At 66.4% G+C, this 18840-nt stretch carries 14 protein-coding genes and 1 pseudogene; 6 read left to right on the top strand and 9 right to left on the bottom strand.

Features of this window, described 5'->3' with window-relative positions:
• Positions 1 to 490, top strand: a pseudogene (locus DPV74_RS27705) (acyltransferase); the annotation flags it as partial.
• 399 nt (positions 491 to 889) lie between these two features.
• Here DPV74_RS27705 and galU read toward each other — a convergent pair.
• A complete protein-coding gene (gene galU / locus DPV74_RS27700) occupies positions 890 to 1777 on the bottom strand; it encodes a UTP--glucose-1-phosphate uridylyltransferase GalU (protein WP_021162860.1) in 888 nt (295 codons plus the stop codon).
• Positions 1778 to 2007: 230 nt separating this feature from the next.
• Positions 2008 to 2151 (bottom strand): hypothetical protein, encoded by a 144-nt coding sequence (locus DPV74_RS27695; RefSeq protein ID WP_006479318.1) that lies wholly within the window; start codon positions 2149 to 2151, stop codon positions 2008 to 2010.
• Between the two features lie 217 nt (positions 2152 to 2368).
• On the opposite strand from DPV74_RS27695, the gene DPV74_RS27690 reads away from it, so the two are divergent.
• On the top strand, positions 2369 to 3544 hold the full coding sequence (locus tag DPV74_RS27690) for an acyltransferase (RefSeq protein ID WP_059694032.1): 1176 nt from the start codon (positions 2369 to 2371) through the stop codon (positions 3542 to 3544).
• 446 nt (positions 3545 to 3990) lie between these two features.
• On the opposite strand, the gene DPV74_RS27685 is transcribed toward DPV74_RS27690, so the two are convergent.
• Positions 3991 to 6456 (bottom strand): glycosyltransferase family 4 protein, encoded by a 2466-nt coding sequence (locus DPV74_RS27685; protein WP_119338339.1) that lies wholly within the window; start codon positions 6454 to 6456, stop codon positions 3991 to 3993.
• A gap of 86 nt (positions 6457 to 6542) precedes the next feature.
• Here DPV74_RS27685 and DPV74_RS27680 point away from each other — a divergent pair, with 86 nt between their 5' ends.
• Complete coding sequence (locus DPV74_RS27680; protein WP_060173232.1) at positions 6543 to 7631, top strand: RNA-guided endonuclease TnpB family protein; 1089 nt, start codon at positions 6543 to 6545, stop codon at positions 7629 to 7631.
• Here DPV74_RS27680 and DPV74_RS27675 read toward each other — a convergent pair.
• Together DPV74_RS27675 and DPV74_RS27670 are read right to left on the bottom strand one after the other, a co-directional pair.
• Complete coding sequence (locus DPV74_RS27675) at positions 7609 to 9075, bottom strand: flippase (RefSeq protein ID WP_048022060.1); 1467 nt, start codon at positions 9073 to 9075, stop codon at positions 7609 to 7611. The two genes, DPV74_RS27680 and DPV74_RS27675, sit on opposite strands and share 23 nt — an antisense overlap.
• A gap of 26 nt (positions 9076 to 9101) precedes the next feature.
• On the bottom strand, positions 9102 to 11294 hold the full coding sequence (locus DPV74_RS27670; protein WP_162923150.1) for a hypothetical protein: 2193 nt from the start codon (positions 11292 to 11294) through the stop codon (positions 9102 to 9104).
• A 488-nt stretch (positions 11295 to 11782) separates the two neighbouring features.
• Between DPV74_RS27670 and DPV74_RS27665 the strand changes: the two genes are divergently transcribed.
• From DPV74_RS27665 to DPV74_RS27655, 3 genes are read left to right on the top strand one after another with little or no spacing between them, the layout of a single operon-like run.
• A complete protein-coding gene (locus DPV74_RS27665) occupies positions 11783 to 12847 on the top strand; it encodes an acyltransferase (protein ID WP_119338337.1) in 1065 nt (354 codons plus the stop codon).
• A 35-nt stretch (positions 12848 to 12882) separates the two neighbouring features.
• Complete coding sequence (gene gmd, locus DPV74_RS27660; RefSeq protein WP_027791153.1) at positions 12883 to 13929, top strand: GDP-mannose 4,6-dehydratase; 1047 nt, start codon at positions 12883 to 12885, stop codon at positions 13927 to 13929.
• Complete coding sequence (locus DPV74_RS27655; protein WP_059694019.1) at positions 13916 to 14887, top strand: NAD-dependent epimerase/dehydratase family protein; 972 nt, start codon at positions 13916 to 13918, stop codon at positions 14885 to 14887. The genes gmd and DPV74_RS27655 overlap by 14 nt, the downstream gene beginning before the upstream one ends.
• Positions 14888 to 14994: 107 nt before the next feature.
• Here DPV74_RS27655 and DPV74_RS27650 read toward each other — a convergent pair whose 3' ends face one another.
• The 4 genes from DPV74_RS27650 to DPV74_RS27635 all read right to left on the bottom strand — a co-directional run.
• Positions 14995 to 16185, bottom strand: a complete 1191-nt coding sequence (locus tag DPV74_RS27650; RefSeq protein ID WP_027791151.1) for an O-succinylhomoserine sulfhydrylase — start codon at positions 16183 to 16185, stop codon at positions 14995 to 14997.
• Positions 16186 to 16432: 247 nt separating this feature from the next.
• Positions 16433 to 17965 (bottom strand): amidophosphoribosyltransferase, encoded by a 1533-nt coding sequence (purF, locus tag DPV74_RS27645; protein WP_027791150.1) that lies wholly within the window; start codon positions 17963 to 17965, stop codon positions 16433 to 16435.
• 51 nt (positions 17966 to 18016) lie between these two features.
• Positions 18017 to 18511, bottom strand: coding sequence for a CvpA family protein (locus DPV74_RS27640; protein WP_006491262.1), 495 nt, complete (start codon positions 18509 to 18511; stop codon positions 18017 to 18019).
• Positions 18512 to 18517: 6 nt separating this feature from the next.
• Positions 18518 to 18840 (bottom strand): SPOR domain-containing protein (locus DPV74_RS27635; protein WP_205571948.1); only part of this gene is annotated, 323 nt, incomplete at its 5' end.

The following is an 18840-nucleotide window of genomic DNA, read 5'->3' as shown; positions in this document are numbered from 1 at the left end:
CGCCGGACGCGGCGCGGCCGCCGTGCGCCGCGTGCCGCCCGGCTGGCTCGGCGCGGCAGGCGTCGTGTTCTTCCTCGTGCTGCCCGCATGCACGGCACTCCCCGACGCGATCGCGGGGCTCGCGGATCTCGGCCTGTCCGCGTCGCTCGGCGCGCTGCTGCTGTGGATCGTCAGCGAACCCGAGCATCCGGTCGTGGCGCTGCTCGACTGGGCGCCGCTCGTCTATCTCGGCACGATCAGCTACGGCTTCTACCTGTTCCACAACCTGATTCCGACGCGCTTCGGCGTGCTGCCCGCGCACTTCGCGCACGGGGCAATACCGGAAATCGTCCGCGAAACGCTGCCCGAGATGCTGCAGTTCGCGCTCGCCGTGCTGCTCGCGCACCTGTCCTGGCGCTACCTCGAAAAGCGGCTGCTCGACTTCAAGAAGCCGGTCGCCGCGATGCTGGCCCGGCGGTTCGTCGCACAGCCGGGCACGTCGGCACGTTGAACGCCGCACCGATGCGGATACGATCGAACGGGAAAACCGCGATTCGGGCCACACCCGGAAGCTGACACCCGGCCAGCGTGGCGTGGCGCCCCGTCATCGACCGGCACCGGCAGCACCGCTGCGGCACCGAACATCGACGAGCAGCGCGCAATCGAATCGCGACAGAGGCCGCCCGGTCACCCGTCGCGGCACCGGTTTCAGGCATGACGCCCATGCTTGCCGGGGCGCCCGGCTCCACACGCGGCAACGCTCGCACGGCAAACCCGCCACCGCACTCACCTCGACGGTGCGCACCAGAATCACGCATCCGCTCGCCCGTATACGCAAAAAAGCCCCGGCGCGCGAGCGGCCGGGGCCAACGGAACAACCACCACCTGAAACAACGGAGCGCGAGGCTGCTTAAGCGACAGCAGCCAGCGCGGGCAAGCAGGTACGCAGGTAGGCCTCGAATTCGCGGCTCACTTCCGGATGCTGGAGCGCGAGCTCGACGGTGGCCTTGAGATAGCCGATCTTGCTGCCGCAGTCGAAGCGCGTACCGTAGTAGCGATACGCGAGCACCTGCTCGTTCGCGAGTAGCGACTGGACCGCGTCGGTCAGCTGCAGCTCTCCGCCGGCGCCCGGCTTGAGCTTGCGCAGGTGATCGAAAATCGTCGGCATGAACACGTAGCGGCCGACCACGCCGAGATTCGACGGCGCATCCTCGGGCGCGGGCTTCTCGATGATGCCCGACAGCTTGATGATGTCCTCCTCCCATTCGCGGCCTTCGACGACGCCGTACGAACGGCTGTCGTCGCGCGCGATCGTCTCGACCCCGATCACCGAGCTGTGATAGTGGTCGAACACGTCGACGAGCTGCTTCAGCACCGGCTGTTCGCCGTGCAGCAGGTCGTCGGCGAGAATCACCGCGAACGGCTCGCCGTGCACCAGCTTCTCCGCGCACAGCACCGCGTGGCCGAGGCCGAGCGCTTCCGGCTGGCGCACGTAGAAGCAGTTGACGTGGCTCGGCTTGATGCCGCGCACGAGCTCGAGCAGCTTTTCCTTGCCGCGCGCCTCGAGCTCGGCCTCGATCTCGTACGACTTGTCGAAGTGATCCTCGATCGCGCGCTTGCTGCGCCCGGTGACGAAGATCATCTCGGTGATACCGGCGTTGATCGCTTCCTCGACCGCGTACTGGATCAGCGGCTTGTCGACGACGGGCAGCATTTCCTTCGGGCTCGCCTTCGTTGCCGGGAGGAACCGCGTGCCGAGACCGGCAACGGGGAACACGGCCTTGGTGACTTTCAACATGTTCGCATCCTGATTGCGTTGACTGCGCCGCGTCGACCAGCGACCCGGCGCGATTGTGTTCCGAACGGCATATCGAGAATCGACGGTACTGCCAATTCGACTCCGCTCATTATCGATATGGACTGATTGCCCAATGATTCCGGAAAAAATATAATCCTTTCAACCCGGTCGATATTGCCGAACCGAGTGCCGAGGCAGAAACAAATTACCGATTTTCCAGATACAAATTCTTACGATTCGAATTCCTCGATATAGGGCACGCCGCCCCGTTCGAGCCCCGGGCGAATCGGTTCGTTCTTCAGCGCCTCGCGGTACGCCGACAGCACGGCCATGACCAGCAGTACTGCAGCGCTCGCGATCCAATGCATGTCCATCTTGCCGCTCCTTGCATCAATCAACTGGAGCTTCAAACTATCAGAAAAAAATCGGTAAATAATTGACCCACCTCGCGGAACCGCTTTCCGAACGCGATAAAACCATGATGTGGAATACCGATATTTCCCGGTGAGATTTTTTTATTCATTGATCGAATTCTTGCGCATTACGATTGGATGAAACTTCCCGTCAATCCGTCGCAAGGAATCGAATCGCATGCAAGCTTTCAGCGGATCGTCTCTGACCGCGCCGCCCGTCGCCGACCACAAGGAACACGTGATCGACGCGATGCGCGGCTTCGCGGCGTTGCTCGTCGCCTATTTCCACTGCCGGCAGGTCGTCTGGGTCGGCATGCAGAGCTTCCATCACGCTTACGGCCATGCGCTCACCCCGGGCGCGATCGCCGGCTACCTGACCTTTCCGTTCGCGTGGGGCTCCGCCGGCGTGCCGATCTTCTTCGTGATCAGCGGCTACTGCATCCACCGCAACGCGGCGCTCAAGCTCGCGGCCGATCCCGCGTACCGGCTCGACGCGCCGAACTTCTGGATGCGCCGGTTCGCGCGCATCTATCCGGTGCTGCTCGCCGCGCTGCTGTTCACGCTCGCGCTCGACTCGGTCAGCCTGCAGATCGAGCCCGTCAGCCACAAGATCCGCGACGTCGGCCTCGTCGCGTTCCTCGTGAACCTGTTCTCGCTGCAGGGCGTCGCCGGCTACACGTACGGGTCGAACGGCGCGCTGTGGACGCTGTCGCTCGAAGTGCAGTTCTACGCGATCTACCCGCTGCTGTTCGCGGTACGCCGGCGCATCGGCATGCCGGCGGTCGTGGCCGCGGTCGCGCTCGTCAACGTCGCGTCGGCGTGGCTGCTCGAACGGCACGACCTGCAGTTCTTCACGTCGTACTGGCTGTCCTGGACGATCGGCGCGTGGATCGCCGACGTGCGCGCACAGTCGCCGCGCGACGCGGCCGCCGTGCCGTCGCGTGCGTGGTACGGCGCGGCCGCCGTGCTGCTGGCCGCCGGCTGCGGCGCGTTCCATTTCGGCCAGTACGGCGCGTTCCAGCTCTGGTCGGCCGGCTTCGCGTGCTTCCTGTACCGCGCGCTCGCCCGCCCGCCGCGCACGACGCCGCCGTTGCGCGTGCTGAGCTGGTTCGGCGACTTCAGCTATTCGCTGTACCTGATTCACCTGCCGCTGTTCGTCTGCCTCGGCTCGGTGCTGTTCCATTCCGAACTGCAGTTGTCGATCTGGCCGTCGTTCGCGTTCATGGCCGCCGCGATCCCGGTCGCCTACCTGTTCTACCGGATGTTCGAACGGCCCGCGATGACGTGGTCGGCCAGCTTCAAGCCGTCCCGCCCCGCCCGCGTCGTCGCGCCGGCGCCCGAACGGGCGGCCTGATCCGGCCGGCCCGGGTTCCCGAGCCCCCGCGCGGCACCCCGCCGCGCGGGGGCTTTATCGTGGCCTGAGCGCGTCGGCACACCGGGTTGACCGGATGGGCAGGCCTCCGGCGTCGGGCCGCGCCACGACCCGCCTGGGCCGTCCTCGGCCGGCTTTCACTGCGCGGGGTACCCTGGGCACCGTCTTTCTCGCGTCGCCTTCTCGCGTTGCCTTCTCGCGTTGCCTTCTCGCGTTGCCTTCTCACGCCGTCCTCTCACATCGCCCTATCCCACTGCCGTCTCGCATCGCCCGCCGTCCCCCCAACGGCGATCGTGCAAGCACGCGCCCGCCACGCTACGCAACGACCTGCCCGCCACTCGCCCGACCAGGCCCCGCGCTGAAAAGCAAAGCCCCCACGCAGCGCATTGCCGCATGAGGGCTCGTTCCGGGGGGGCGGCTCGCGCCGGCTACTGCCTTTTCGCCTTCGCGGCCTTCGCCGTATCCGCGAGAATCTTCTCGACCCGCTCCACGTAGGTTTCGGTGCCGAACCGGCGCACCGCCGTCGCACGCCCGCTCGCGACGAGCCGCTCGCGCAGCGCACCGTCGCGCTTCAGCGTATCCAGCGCCTCGGCCAGCGCGGCCGCATCGCCCGGCGCGCAGAGCAGCCCGTTGTCGCCGTCCTCGATGATCTCGACGACGCCGCCCGCGCGGGCCGCGACGACCGGCCGGCGCGCGAGCATCCCCTCGACGATCACGCGCCCGAACGGCTCGGGCGTGATCGACGTATGCGCGACGACGTCGACCGCCGTCATGCACGCGGCCACGTCGCGCTGGAACCCGAGGAAATGCACGCGCTCGTCCATCCCGTGCCGGGCGACGAATTCGTGCAGCTGCGCCGCGTAATCGTCCTCGCCGAACAGCGGCGCGCCGACCAGCACCACGTGCATGTCGGGATGCCGCGCGGCGGCCTCCAGCAGCACGTGCTGCCCCTTCCAGTGCGCGAGGCGGCTGAACGAGCCGACCAGCCATGCGTGCTCGGGCAACCCCAGCCGCGCGCGCAGCGCGGCCTGGCTGACGCCTTCCAGCGCATCGAACGGCTCGGCCGAAATGCCGTTGAACACGACGTCGACGTGCTGCGGCGTGAAGCCCGTCAGCGCGCGGAACGCCTGCGCGGACGCGTCGGAGTTCGCGATCACGCGCGTGACGCCGAGCCGCGCGCAGTACTTGATCGCCAGCAACTGCTTGCTGCCGAAATGGTCGGTGCTGACGATGTCGCGCAGGTGCCACACCACCGGCTTGCGCGCGAGCCGCCCGGCCAGCGCGGCGACCACCATCGCGCGCTGCGTGTTCGCGTAGATCACCTCGGCGCGGCGCGCGCGCCGCGCCACATCGCGCACGAGCCGCACGAGCTGCTTCACCGCGCCGACCGACACGCCGCCCTGCTTGCGCACGCCCGCGAGCGCGCCCTGGTCGACCACGTCGACACGCGCGCCGATCTCGTCGAGCGCCGCACGGAACGGGCCGTCGTCGAACAGCAGCACGTCGGCGTTCGCGCGCATGTGCTTCATGATCTCGAGCAGCGACAGCTCGGCGCCGCCAAGCACGCCGCTCTGGTCGAGCACGAGCGTCGCCGGGCCGCGCGCGGCCGGCAGCGGCGCGACGGCCGTACCGCGCTGCGCGGTCGAGCCGGGCAGCGCGGTTTCCACGTAGTCGAGAAAGCGCCGCCGGAACGTATCGGCGGAAAACCGCTCCGCGTTCGCACGGCATGCGTCCGGCGTGAAGCGCTGCGGTGCGCGCTCGAAATCGTCGACGGCCGCGACGATCGCGTGCGGCGTCTGTTCGTCGAAGAAGAGCCCGGTCGGATTCCGGTTCGACTGCGGGTCGAGCACGGTTTCGAGCGCGCCGCCCTTGCCGTACGCGATCACGGGCGTACCGCACGCCTGCGCCTCGACGACCGAGATCCCGAAATCCTCCTCGGCCGCGAACACGAACGCCTTCGCGCGCCGCATCCGGTCGTGCAGCACCGCGAACGGCTGGTAGCCCATGATCTCGACGTTCGGGCCGGCTTTCGCGCGGATCTTCTGCATCTCGGGGCCGTCGCCGATCACGACGAGCTTGCGCTCGGGCGTCTTCGAGAACGCCTCGACGATCAGGTCGATCTTCTTGTAAGGCACCATCCGCGACGCGGTCAGGTAGAAACCGTCCTTCTCCGCGTTCAGCGAAAACGCGTCGACGTCGACCGGCGGGAAGATCACCGCCGCGTCGCGGTGGTAGACCTTCCTGATGCGCCGCGCGATGAACGCGGAGTTCGCGACGAAACCGTCCACCGCGTTCGCGGTGCGCGTATCCCAGTTGCGGATGTAGTGCAGGATCATCCGCGCGAGCAGCGATTTCGGCCCGCGCGTGAGGTTCGACTGTTCCAGGTACTGGTGCTGCAGGTCCCACGCATAGCGGATCGGCGAATGCACGTAGCTGATGTGCATCTGGTCCGGCCCCGTCAGCACGCCCTTCGCGACCGCGTGGCTGCTCGATATCACCAGGTCGTACTCCGACACGTCGAGCTGCTCGATCGCGAGCGGCATCAGCGGCAGGTAGCTGCGGTACTTGGTGCGCGCGAACGGCAGCTTCTGGATGAACGACGTCGTCACCGGCTTGCCGCGCACGAACGCGCGGTCGTCGAGGAAGTCGACGAGGCTGAACAGGTCGGCGTCGGGAAAACACGCGACGATCTGTTCGAGCACGCGCTCGGCGCCCGCGTAGGTCACGAGCCAGTCGTGGACGATCGCCACGCGCAGCGCGCGCGACGGTTGCCGCGCGCTGGCGCGCTCGGCCGGCACGGGCCGGCGCAGTGCGGCGACATCGCCGGCTTCGGCCGCGGCGGCATCGGCCGTGGCGAGATTCAACAAGGCGTGTTCCGCCAGATCGCGATTCATCAGTCGCTCCAAGAAGCCCTGCCATTGTTGGCGGGGAAGAAAGGAGCGCCGTCGACAAACGGCATTCCTAGGTTAGAGTGACCGGCATGATTCTTGTCTATCGCTACCGGGTGAAATCGCTCAGCGGTCTGCTTAACAAGCAGAGCCGAGCGGTGAACTACGTCTGGAACTTCTGCAACGACACGCAGAAGCACGCGCTCAAGTGGAGCAAGAGGTGGCCGACCGGCTTCGACCTGAACGTACTGACAACCGGCAGCAGCAAGGAGCTCGGCATTCACTCCGGCACGGTCAACGCAACGTGTGAGCAATACGCGAAGTCGCGCGACCACCACCGACGCCCGTACCTGCGCTATCGCGGCAGGAAATCGCTCGGCTGGGTGCCGCTGAAGGGGCGTGACCTGAAGCGCGAAGGAGATGCATTTCGCTTCGCCGGCAACACGTTCCGTGTGTTCAACAGCCGCCCGCTTCCCGAAGGCAAGATCAAGGATGGAACCAATTTCGCGCAGGATGCGCGCGGCAACTGGTTCCTGAACGTCGCGATCGAAGTACCCGAAGTTCCCGCGCGCCCGATCCGTTCCGGTGTCGGCATCGATCTCGGTCTGAAAGAATTCGCCACACTTTCGACCGGTGAGAAGCTTCCCAACGACCGGTTCGGTCGACGCGCGGCGGAAAAGCTGGCGAAAGCGCAACGAGCACGCAAGCACAAGCGCCATATCGCGAAGCTGCACGGCAAGGTGGCAAATGCCCGCGCCGATTTCCAGTACAAGCTCGCGCTCGATCTGGTGCGGCGCTTCGACTACATCGCGGTCGGCAACGTGTCCGCCGCCAAACTCGCCAGGACCAGAATGGCAAAGAGCGTCTACGACGCATCCTGGTCGTCCTTCCGCAACAAGCTCCGTTACAAGGCGATGGCGCACGGGGTCACGTTCGAGGAAGTCGACGAAAGCGGTTCTACCCAGTCCTGTTCGTCGTGCGGATCGAAAGACAGCACGACGCGGCCGAAAGGTATCGCGGGACTGCGAATAAGAGAGTGGGCCTGCAGTGGTTGCGGTGTCGTGCATGATCGGGATACCAACGCTGCTCTGAACATTCTCCGATGCGGACGTGCATCGCCAGTTGTGGGAATCCGCTGCTTTCAAGCAACGGAAGACGTCAAGCGGTTCTCCTCGCATTGAGACGGACAAACAGGTCGCGCACGAGCGCGCGCAGCCCCGGCGTCATCGTGAGCGACCACGCGACGTTCAGCAGCAGCACGACCGCGCACATGCCGATCGACTCGACGAGCCCCGGCCATGCCTGCGCCAGAAACAGGCTCGCCAGCAGGAACGCGAGGTGCGCGAGCATGTCGAGCACGATCGCGCGCATCCGGATCGCCGACAGGTACAGCAGCACGCCGTAGTCGACGAACGCGCGCGCCGCGACGACCACCGCCGCGCCGATCAGCCCGAAGTGATGGATACCGAACCACAGGCCGCCGACGAAGAACGGCATCTGGACGAGCCCGGCAAAGGCCGCGCGGGACGGATTGACCTGCGACTGGATCAGGATGCGCGTGACGCTCGCCTGGCCGACGAGCCACACGCTGATCACCAGCACGCGGCCGACCGGCGCCGAATGCGCGGCGAGATCCGCGCCGACCCACAGCGTGAGGAACGGCGCGAGCGCGAAGATCGCGACGATGCCGACCGGCGTGAACACCCCGTTCAGGAATTCGAGCGACTGGCGCGCGAGCGTGTCCGCATGGTCGCGGCCGACCGCCGACAGGCGCGGGAACAGCGTGCGCACGAGCGCGTTCGGCAGCATGTTCAGGCGCGTGACGAGGTTCTGCGGCACCGTGTAGTAAGTGACGAACTTCGCGCCCATGCCGGCGCCGAGCATCACGCGGTCGAGCGTGTCGGCGATCATGCTCGTCGTGCTCGCGATCAGCATCCAGCCGCCGAAATTGAACAGCCCTTTCGCGGTGCCCCATTGCGGCGGATCGATGCGCCGGATCCCGAGCACCTTGATGCTGGCGTGGCCGAGCATCACCGCCGCGATCAGGCGCGCGACGACCGCCGCGGCGAGCACCGTCTGCAGGTTCGGCGCGATCCACCACGCGGCGCCGAGCGGCAGCAGCTGGAACAGGAACGTGCCGATCGTCTGGTTCGTGTTGAACACGCCGAAACGTTCGGCGCCGTTGATCGCACCGGCGAACACCCACGACACGTTCGCCAGCGGAATCGCGAGCGCGAGCCACGGCAGCGCGAGATACACCTCGTGCTGCATCGCCGCCGACACCTTCGTGAAGTAGGCGGTGTAGATGAACGCGCCGAAATAGATCAGCAACCCGCCCACGATGCCGGTGCCGAGGTTCAGCCAGAACGCGCTCCAGAACACGCGCGCGCTTTCGTCGTCGTTGCCGCTCGCGAGCGCCTTCGAGATGTGGTTCTGCGCGGCCATGCTCATCCCGAGATCGAGGATCCCGAAATAGCCGATCAGCGTCCACACGAGGCTGACGACGCCGTAACGTTCGACGCCGAGCGCGTGGATATACGCGGGCACCGTCACCAGCGACACGAAGGTCGGCAGGATCAGCCCGATGAAGTTGATCGAAACGTTCTTGAGTATGCCTTTGTCCATGCTTCTGCCTTGTGTGACGTCGTCCGTCACGGTTTCCAGCGATACATCAACACCTTGCCGCGCGCGTCTTCCTCGACGAACACGAGGTACTCGCCGTTCTCGCGCCGGAACGCGCTGATGCCGAACGGCACGTCGACCCAGCCGGATGCCTTGCCGACCTCGGCGCCCGGGCTCATCACGCCCACTTCCTTGCCGGTTTCCTTGTCGTACACGTGGATCTTGCCGACCGGCTCCACCCCGAAGAGGTAGCGGCCCTCGGCCGTGATCCCGATCAGGTCGAAGATCGGCTTCGCGTCGAGCTGCCACGGCAGCGCGACCTGGTAGCGCACGACCGGCGAACCCGTCGACCACTTGTCGAAGCGGACCAGCACACGACCCACTTCCTTGTTGATGCCCGGCTGCGGCGGGGCATCGGCCGTGTAACCGGTCACGTACAGCGTGTCCGTCTGCGCGTCGTAGATCGAGCGGCGCAGCTGCGTGAACGGCTGCGGCATCGGATAGGTCGTGACCTTGTCGTACGAGTAGATCGGGTTGCCGGCCTTGTCGACGCCGCCGTACTGGAAGCGGTGGATGCCGCGCACGTCGCTCGTGCGCCAGATGTCGCCCTTCGTGTCGACCCACCAGCCCCAGCCGCCCGCCTTCGCCTTGCCGGTGGTATTGATCTCGAACTCGTCGGCATCCAGCCGGCCGTTGCCGTTCGCGTCGCGCCACAGCCAGTCGCCGCCCGGCGGCTTGTTCGGCACGTTGTCGACCGGCCGCGCGCGGCCCGCGATCAGACCGGAAGGAATCGCGACTTCGCCGTCGCGCTTCGCGTCGAAGCGGTAGATCTTCAGGTGATCGGCGTACATGTCCGTCAGGTACAGGAACGTGCGGCCGTCGAGGCGCCGCGCGATCGGCATGCCGGGCCACTGGTCCGTATGGAACACGGGGTCGTCCGGATACTTGAAGCGGTTCGACAGGAAGCCGACGTATTTCCAGTCCCGGCCCGGCGGCTTCGACAGGTCGAGCTCGAAGCGCTTGTTGCCCGTGTACACGCTGTTCGGCCGCGCCGGGTCGAGCCATGCGCCGTCGACGAACAGCAGCCCCTGCACCTGCCAGCGCAGCTTGCCGTCCGGCGTGTAGCTTTCGAGCACGGCGCCGAGCCCCGCGCCGATCGTGTCGTGACGCGGCCCGATGCCGTTCATCGACACGTAAATGTTGCCCGCCCGGTCGACACCGACCCCCGTCAGCCCGTTGAAACGCTGCGGCCCGGGCCGGCCCGGCACCGGGCCCGCGAAGATGCCGCCGCGCTCGCCGAGCGTGCCCGACTGCGCATAACCCTTGCCGCCTTTCGAGAAGATCAGGATCTGCTGGCGCGGCCCGTTGTCCGCGACGAGCACGCGCCCTTTCGCGTCGACTGCCACGTCCACCACGTCGGTGCCTTCCGGCAGCGCGGGGGCGTCGTCGAGCTTGCGGCCGTCGGCGCGCACGTGCGCGAGGTGCGCGGGCCCCTTGATCGTGTCCGTGAGCAGCCACAACGTGCCGTCGCCCGCGAGCGCGATGCGGCCCGGCTCGTGCGCGCTCCACGTGCCCTTCTGCTGCATCGTCTCCGCGTCGTACACGTCCACCGCGTCGCGCGTCGGATTCGTGGCGAACAGCGTCTTGTCGTCGGCCGCGAGGCCGCCGACTTCCGCCTTCTGCTCGCCCGTTTCCGAGCGCGCGGGCGCCGCCACCTCGTTCATCATCATGAAGCTCGCGGCCATCCGCGCGCGGCCGGCATCGGCACGCCCGCCAGGAGCCACCTGCGGCGCCGCGCGGAACGGCGCCGGCTGCTTCATGTCGCCGATCGTGCGGCGCGAGATCCCGAACCACTGCTTGCCCTTGTCCGGCCAGATGCCGGGCGACTGCAGGTGGCCGCGCTCGTTGCCGACACCGATCGCGACGTACGCATATTTGCTGTTCACGGCGATCGCGCTGCCGCCGAGGTTGCCCCAGCCGTGCGTTCCGCCGGCGAAACCGAGCATCTTTCCGTCCTGGTAAACGCTCGCTTCGGCGCCGCTCTCGTCCCATGGCGCATTCGTATACACCTTGCCTTCAGGCGTCACCGCGATCGCGCGGATGTCGATCTGCGTCCAGCTGCCGTCGCCATAGCCGAACGTATTGCCGATCCACGACGTCGTCGCGGGCAACACCGTTTCGGCCGGTACGGCGCTCGTCAGCAGCGTCGCGCATACCGTCATGCCTACCAGAATCAGACGTCGCAATGCGCTTCTCCAGACTTGATGCAAGAGCGACCGGCACCGCTGCCGGCGCACCCTGTCGCTAAATGGGTTTCAAACGTCGCGATGCAGGTTACAAGCAAAAATAATCACAAGAAATTTGGAAATATTTGGGGATGTTTCCGCCTGAAATATCGAACTGGAACAGACGCGCAAAGACACCCGAAAACGGCAATTACGACCGTCTTTCGCTTTCCAGTCTGTAGAAAATGCCGCTTTTCACCGCCTGGCGGGGCCTCCCGGGCGGCGACCGTTCATCGCGCGACCGAAATAACCGGCATTTGAATGTTTGTCGTCGGATAAATGACGCGCGTTTTTTTGCCGATTTCTTTTCCCTAGAATCGATTTCGATTCGATATTTCATTTAATGGCATGCATTACGTTCACGTTTACGCATCGGATGTGCGACTCGCCCTGGCTCAGGCCGCGCGTCGCGAAGGAGCGGCGCGATGACGGGCCTCTCGCGACCCGCGGCCCCCACCCCGCCGCAACACGGCCGCATCGTGCAGCTCGACGGGCTGCGCGCGATCGCGGTGGGCGCCGTGTTCCTGCAGCACGCGCTGAAGGCGCCGCTGTGGATGGGCGTCGACCTGTTCTTCGTGCTGAGCGGCCTGCTGATCACCGGCATCCTGCTCGATCGCAAGGCGCGCGGGCAGTCGTACTTCAGCCACTTCTACGCACGCCGCGTGCGTCGCATCCTGCCGCCGTACGTGTTGCTGCTGGTGGTGTCGACGATCCTGTTCGGTGCGGGCTGGCTGCCGCACTGGCCGTGGTTCGCGTTCTTCTCGACCAACATCGGGCTGTCGCTCGGCAGCATCGGCCACGACAGCCTGAACGTGCTGTGGTCGCTCGCGGTCGAGGAGCAGTTCTACATCTTCTGGCCGTTCGTCGTGCTGTGGTGCTCGGAGCGCGCGCTGCTGTGGGTCGCCGCCGCGCTGATCGTCGCGGCCCCCGTGCTGCGCGCGATCGCGACGCCGTGGTTCGACTCGTTCTGGCCGATCTACTACCTGACGCCGTTCCGGATGGACCTGCTCGCCGCCGGCGCGCTGCTCGCGATCGTGCTGCGCCGCGACCGGCGCGCGCTGGAACCGTTCTATCCGCTCGCGATCGTCGGCGCGCTCGTGTCGCTCGCGATCCTCGGCTGGCTGCACCTGTCGTTCCCGCGTTTCCGCGCCGCGAACACGCCGCTGTCGAACGCCGCGCTCTACAGCATCTCGCTGCTGCTGTGCACGTCGATCGTCGTGATCGCGCTGCGCGGCCGCGGCCTCGTGCAGCGCGTGCTGACGAACCCGATGCTCGTCTACGTGGGCACCGTCAGCTACACCGTGTACCTGATCCACCTCAGCGTGCTGTACGCGCTGTGGCCGCTGCACCTGAACCGCTTCGTCACGGCCGCGCTGGCGCTCGCGATCACGCTCGCGTACGCGACCCTGAGCTGGTACGGCTTCGAACGGCGCCTGACGCGCGGCCCCGCACGCGGCGCGCTGCCGGCCGCCGCCGGCACGACCGCCTGACTTTCACCCTCCATCGTTTCTACCAGGACAACGTCATGAGCCAAACTCGCAAGAAGGCCATCATCACCGGGATCTCGGGGCAAGACGGCGCCTACCTGACCAAGCTGCTGCTCGACAAGGGCTACGAGGTCACGGGCACCTACCGCCGCACCAGCTCGGTGAATTTCTGGCGCATCGCCGAGCTCGGCGTCGACACGCACCCGAACCTCACGCTCGTCGAACACGACCTGACCGACGCCGGCTCGAGCCTGCGCCTGCTCGAACGCACGCAGCCCGACGAGCTGTACAACCTCGCCGCGCAGAGCTTCGTCGGCGTGTCGTTCGACCAGCCGGCGACGACCGCCGAAGTGACCGGCCTGGGTCCGTTGAACCTGCTCGAGGCGATTCGCGTCGTGAGCCCGAAGACACGCTTCTACCAGGCGTCGACGTCGGAGATGTTCGGCAAGGTGCAGTCGATCCCGCAAACGGAAGCGACTTCGTTCTATCCGCGCAGCCCGTACGGCGTCGCGAAGCTGTACGCGCACTGGATGACGGTGAACTACCGCGAGTCGTACGGCCTGTTCGGCAGCAGCGGCATCCTGTTCAACCACGAATCGCCGCTGCGCGGCCGCGAGTTCGTCACGCGCAAGATCACCGACACCATCGCGAAGATCAAGCTCGGCAAGGCGACCCGCCTCGAGCTCGGCAACCTCGACGCGAAACGCGACTGGGGTTTTGCACTTGAATATGTCGAAGGCATGTGGCGCATGCTGCAGGCCGACGAACCCGACACCTACGTGCTCGCGACCAACCGCACCGAGACCGTGCGTGATTTCGTGCGGATGGCGTTCGCGGCGGCCGGCTACCAGATCGAATGGACCGGCAAAGGCGAACAGGAACGCGGCCTCGACGCGTCGAACGGCAACGTGCTCGTGGAAGTGAACCCGAAGTTCTATCGCCCTGCCGAGGTCGACCTGCTGATCGGCTGCGCCGACAAGGCCCGGTCCAAGCTCGGCTGGGAACCGAAGACGACGCTCGAACAACTTTGCCAGATGATGGTCGAAGCCGATTTGACGCGGAATCAACACCATGACACGTTCTGAAGCCGGACGCCCGTCGCGCCGTGCGTTTGTCACCGGCCTGACGGGCTTCACGGGCCGCTACATGGCCGAGCGCCTGCAGGCGGCCGGCTATGAGGTCTGGGGCACGGTCGCGCCCGGCGCGGCACGCCCCGACGATCCGGCCTTCGCGCACTGCACGCTGCTGCCCGTCGACCTGCTCGACGCACAGGCGCTGCGCGCGGCGGCCGCCGACGCCCGGCCCGATGCGGTCGTGCATCTCGCCGCGCGCGCGCATGTCGCGCAGGACGAGCCGTCGGAAACCTACGCGGTCAACATCGTCGGCACCCGCAACCTGCTGGCCGCGCTTGCGGGCCTCGACCGCCGCCCGTCGGCCGTGCTGCTCGCCAGCAGTGCGAACATCTACGGCAATTCGACCGCCGGCGTGCTCGACGAAACCGTCGCCCCCGCCCCGGCGAACGACTATGCGGTCAGCAAGCTCGCGATGGAATACGCGGCGAAACTGTGGGCCGACCGTCTGCCGATCGTGATCGCGCGGCCGTTCAACTACACGGGTGTCGGCCAGAGCGATGCGTACCTGCTGCCGAAGCTCGTCGCGCACTACGCGCGCAATGCTCCGCGGATCTCGCTCGGCAACCTCGACGTGAGCCGCGATTTCTCCGACGTGCGCGACGTGACGGCCGCGTACCTGAAGCTGGTCGAAGCCGCGCCGGCCGGCGAGACGTTCAACGTGTGCTCGGAGCGCGCGTATTCGCTGAAGGAAGTGCTGGCGATGCTGTCGCGTATCGCCGGATACGTGATCGACGTGACGATCGATCCGCGTTTCGTGCGGCACAACGAGGTGAAGAGCCTGTCCGGGTCGCGCGACAAGCTGCGGCGCGCGGTGGGCGAGCTGCCCGTCACGCCGCTCGACGACACGCTGCGGTGGATGGTGGAGGCGATGCGCAACGACACGCACGCCAACGCAGATCGCACCGGGTAAGCCGCGCGATTTCATCGGCACAAAAACGAAGGGCCGCTCGCTTGCGCGAACGGCCCTTCGTCCATCGTCACGTCGGATCACGTCACGACATGCGTGACGTGCCGCGCTCAGCCTTCCAGCCCGCGCGCGAGATCCTTGCGCAGGTCGCCCGCATCCTCGAGGCCCACCGACAGGCGGATCAGCCCTTCGCTGATCCCCGCTGCCGCGCGCGCCTCCGGCGTGATGCGGCCATGCGTGGTGGTCGCCGGATGCGTAATGGTCGTACGCGTGTCGCCGAGGTTGCCGGTGATCGAGATCAGCTTCGTGTTGTCGATCACGCGCCATGCATTCGCGCGCTGCTGTTCGGGCGTGTCGCCCTTCAGCTCGAACGACAGGATCGCCCCGCCCGCCTTCTGCTGACGCTTCGCGAGTTCGTGCTGCGGGTGCGATTCGAGACCCGGATGAAACACGCGCGCGACGGCCGGATGCGAATCGAGCCAGCGCGCGATCTCCAGCGCGTTCGCCGATTGCTTCTCGACGCGCAGCGACAGCGTCTCCATCCCCTTCAGCAGCACCCACGCGTTGAACGCCGACAGCGTCGGGCCCGCGCTGCGCACGAACGGGAACACCTTGCCCATGATGAATTCCTTCGAGCCGACCAGCGCGCCGCCAAGTACGCGGCCCTGGCCGTCGAGGAATTTCGTCGCCGAGTGCATCACGACATCCGCGCCGAGCTTCAGCGGCTGCTGCAGCACCGGGCTGCAGAAACAGTTGTCGACGACGAACAGCGCGTTCGATGCCTTCGCGATCTTGCCGATCGCCTCGATGTCGGCGAGTTCGGTCAGCGGGTTCGACGGCGTCTCGAGGAAGAACATCTTCGTTTCCGGACGCACGGCTTCCTTCCACGCGTTCAGGTCGGTCGGGTCGACGAAGGTCGTCGTAATTCCGAACTTGCTGAAGATCTGCGAGAACATCCCGAGCGTCGAGCCGAACAGGCTGCGCGAGCTGACCAGGTGGTCGCCCGCCTGCAGCGCGGACATCACGACCGACATGATCGCGGCCATCCCGGAGGCGGTCGCGATGCACGCCTCGCCGCCTTCGAGCGCCGCGAGGCGCTCCTGGAACATGGTGACGGTCGGGTTCGTGAAGCGCGAATAGGTGAAGTAGTCTTCCGAATTCGCGAAGCGCTCGGCCGCGTCGGCCGCGCTCTGGAAGCAGAAGCTCGACGTGAGGAACAGCGCTTCCGAGTGCTCGTTGAAGTCGCTGCGCAGCGTGCCCGCGCGCACGGCAAGCGTGTCGAAGTTGAGGGAGTCGTCCATGTTCCGTTTTCCGTATCCGATGGCCACGCGCATCGCGCAGGCCAGATCAAAACCAGGCCAAAAAACAAAAAGCCCGCTATGCGTCGGCATCAGCGGGCTTCGGTGCGGTACGACAGCGATCGACTCGGGCCGGTTGCCACCGGCCTTCGCTTTAGCTGTTTTGGGAAGTCGCCCCGCGTCCGCAAGCTGATATCAAATCGACGCAAGGCCACATCCTATCACGCCTCGATAAAAGCGTGCGCCGGTGTCACTCGACCGACAGTTGCAGGTTCATCTGCGAACGTTCGGTGTCGCCGGCCGTATCGCGATCGGCCTGCGACGCCGGCGTGAGGCGCGCGCGCTCGATCGCATCGAGATACTCGGGCGTCACGTCGCCGGTGATGTAGTTGCCGTCGAAGCACGACGCCTCGAAGCGTTCGAGCTTCGGGTTGATGTCGCGCACCGCGCGACGCAGGTCGTCGACGTCCTGGTAGATCAGGTGGTCGGCGCCGATGATCTTCGCGACGTCTTCGTCGGTGCGGCCGTGTGCGACGAGCTCGCCGCGCGTCGGCATGTCGATGCCGTACACGTTCGGGAACTTCACGGGCGGCGCGGCCGACGCGAAGATCACCGACTTCGCGCCCGCATCGCGCGCCATCTGCACGATTTCATGCGAGGTCGTGCCGCGCACGATCGAATCGTCGACGATCAGCACGTTCTTGTCCTTGAACTCGATGCTCATCGCATTGAGCTTCTGGCGCACCGACTTCTTGCGCACGGCCTGCCCCGGCATGATGAAGGTGCGGCCGACGTAGCGGTTCTTGAAGAAGCCTTCGCGGTACTCGACGCCGAGCTTCGCGGCGACCTGCATCGCGGCCGGGCGCGACGAATCGGGAATCGGCATCACGACGTCGATCGGCACGTTCGGCAGTTCGCGCTTGATCTTCTCGGCGAGATAGTCGCCCATGCGCAGGCGCACGTTGTAGACCGGCACGCCGTCGAGGCACGAATCCGGACGCGCGAGGTACACGTATTCGAACATGCACGGGTTCAGCGTCGGGTTCTCCGCGCACTGCTGGCTGTGGAAGTTGCCGGCCTTGTCGATGAAGACCGCTTCGCCCGGCTCCAGGTCGCGCACGAATTCGAAACCGATGCCTTCGACCGCGACCGACTCCGACGCGACCATCCATTCGGTGCCGTGCTCGGTCTCGAGCTTGCCGATGCAGAGCGGGCGGATGCCGAACGGGTCGCGGAACGCGAGCAGGCCGTAGCCGGCGATCAGCGACACGATCGCATACGAACCCTGCAGGCGGCGATGCACGCCCGAGACGGCCTTGAACACCGAAGCCGGATCGAGCTCGAGGCCCGTGGTCGACAGTTGCAGCTCGTGCGCGAACACGTTGAGCAGCACTTCGCTGTCGGAATTGGTGTTGATGTGCCGGCGGTCGATCCGGAACATCTCGTCCTTCAGTTGCTGCCAGTTCGTCAGGTTGCCGTTGTGCGCGAGGATGATCCCGAACGGCGCGTTCACGTAGAACGGCTGCGCCTCGGCTTCGCTCGACGCCGAGCCGGCGGTCGGGTAGCGCACCTGGCCGATGCCGTAGGTGCCGGGCAGGCTGCGCATGTTGCGCGTGCGGAACACGTCGCGCACCATGCCGTTCGCCTTGTACATGTGGAAATTGCTGCCGTCCGCCGTCGCGATGCCCGCCGCGTCCTGACCGCGATGCTGCAGCAGCAGCAGGCTGTCATAGATCAGCTGGTTGACAGGGGATTGGGAGATAACGCCTACGATGCCGCACATGGCATGTCCTTCAGAATGACAAAATCGGTTCCGTCCTGCCCAGCCGCGTCGTCACACGCGTACGTACTGGGCCATGCCGTCGGGCAGGAGCTGCTTCAGCTCGTGCACGCCCTGTTCGGCGAAAGGACGCAATAGCGCATTGCGCCAGAAATCCTGTTTGGGCAGTTCGGTCAGCCCGGCCGCCGCGACCAGCAGCACCACCAGCACGCAGCCGCGGACGAGCCCGAACATCATGCCCAGCGAGCGGTCGACGCCGCCCAGGCCACTGGCCTGCGCGATCCGCGACAGCAGCGCGTTCGCGACGCCGGCGACCAGCACCACGCCGATCACGACCAACGCGAAGGCGATCACCCACTGCGTCAGCGCACCGCCCGGCCAGTTCGCCGGAATATACGGTACGACCAATCCGACGTAGCGGCCCGCGATCACGATCGCCGCGATCCAGCCGATCAGCCCGAAAATCTCGGACACGAAGCCGCGCCACGCACCGCGTAGCGCCGACAACACGATCACCGCCAATACAGCGTAGTCGAAAGCCGTCAGCATCGTGCGTTACTGCGTCAGACCGGCTTCGCGCACCTTCGCGATCGCGGCGGAAGCCGCCGCGCGATCCGCGAACGGGCCTGCACGCAACAGTGTAGCCGTGCTGCCATCCGACTGCTTGCGATGCTCGACATATGCGGGCACGCCCGCCGATTTCAACTTGGTGGCCCACGAACGGGCCGTCGCGTCATCCTTGAACGACCCGAGCTGCACCGCGAAGCGCGCACCGGCCGGCGACGACGGCGACGACGCGTCGCCGCTGTCCGGGCTCGCGGCGTCGGCATTCGCGACGGCCGCGGGTGCGGGCTTCGGCGCAGCCGGCTTCGCCGCGG

The sequence above is a fragment of the Burkholderia sp. HAN2018 genome (genome assembly GCF_024704855.1).
Taxonomy (GTDB): Bacteria; Pseudomonadota; Gammaproteobacteria; order Burkholderiales; family Burkholderiaceae; genus Burkholderia; species Burkholderia cepacia.
This window is presented reverse-complemented; position numbering and strand designations above follow the sequence as displayed.

Bases quoted from the DNA above. Each gene is read 5' to 3' on its own strand.
- galU (WP_021162860.1), bottom strand. From the start codon at position 1,777: ATGTTGAAAGTCACCAAGGCCGTGTTCCCCGTTGCCGGTCTCGGCACG.
- DPV74_RS27695 (WP_006479318.1), bottom strand. From the start codon at position 2,151: ATGGACATGCATTGGATCGCGAGCGCTGCAGTACTGCTGGTCATGGCC.
- DPV74_RS27690 (WP_059694032.1), top strand. From the start codon at position 2,369: ATGCAAGCTTTCAGCGGATCGTCTCTGACCGCGCCGCCCGTCGCCGAC.
- DPV74_RS27685 (WP_119338339.1), bottom strand. From the start codon at position 6,456: ATGAATCGCGATCTGGCGGAACACGCCTTGTTGAATCTCGCCACGGCC.
- DPV74_RS27680 (WP_060173232.1), top strand. From the start codon at position 6,543: ATGATTCTTGTCTATCGCTACCGGGTGAAATCGCTCAGCGGTCTGCTT.
- DPV74_RS27675 (WP_048022060.1), bottom strand. From the start codon at position 9,075: ATGGACAAAGGCATACTCAAGAACGTTTCGATCAACTTCATCGGGCTG.
- DPV74_RS27670 (WP_162923150.1), bottom strand. From the start codon at position 11,294: ATGACGGTATGCGCGACGCTGCTGACGAGCGCCGTACCGGCCGAAACG.
- DPV74_RS27665 (WP_119338337.1), top strand. From the start codon at position 11,783: ATGACGGGCCTCTCGCGACCCGCGGCCCCCACCCCGCCGCAACACGGC.
- gmd (WP_027791153.1), top strand. From the start codon at position 12,883: ATGAGCCAAACTCGCAAGAAGGCCATCATCACCGGGATCTCGGGGCAA.
- DPV74_RS27655 (WP_059694019.1), top strand. From the start codon at position 13,916: ATGACACGTTCTGAAGCCGGACGCCCGTCGCGCCGTGCGTTTGTCACC.
- DPV74_RS27650 (WP_027791151.1), bottom strand. From the start codon at position 16,185: ATGGACGACTCCCTCAACTTCGACACGCTTGCCGTGCGCGCGGGCACG.
- purF (WP_027791150.1), bottom strand. From the start codon at position 17,965: ATGTGCGGCATCGTAGGCGTTATCTCCCAATCCCCTGTCAACCAGCTG.
- DPV74_RS27640 (WP_006491262.1), bottom strand. From the start codon at position 18,511: ATGCTGACGGCTTTCGACTACGCTGTATTGGCGGTGATCGTGTTGTCG.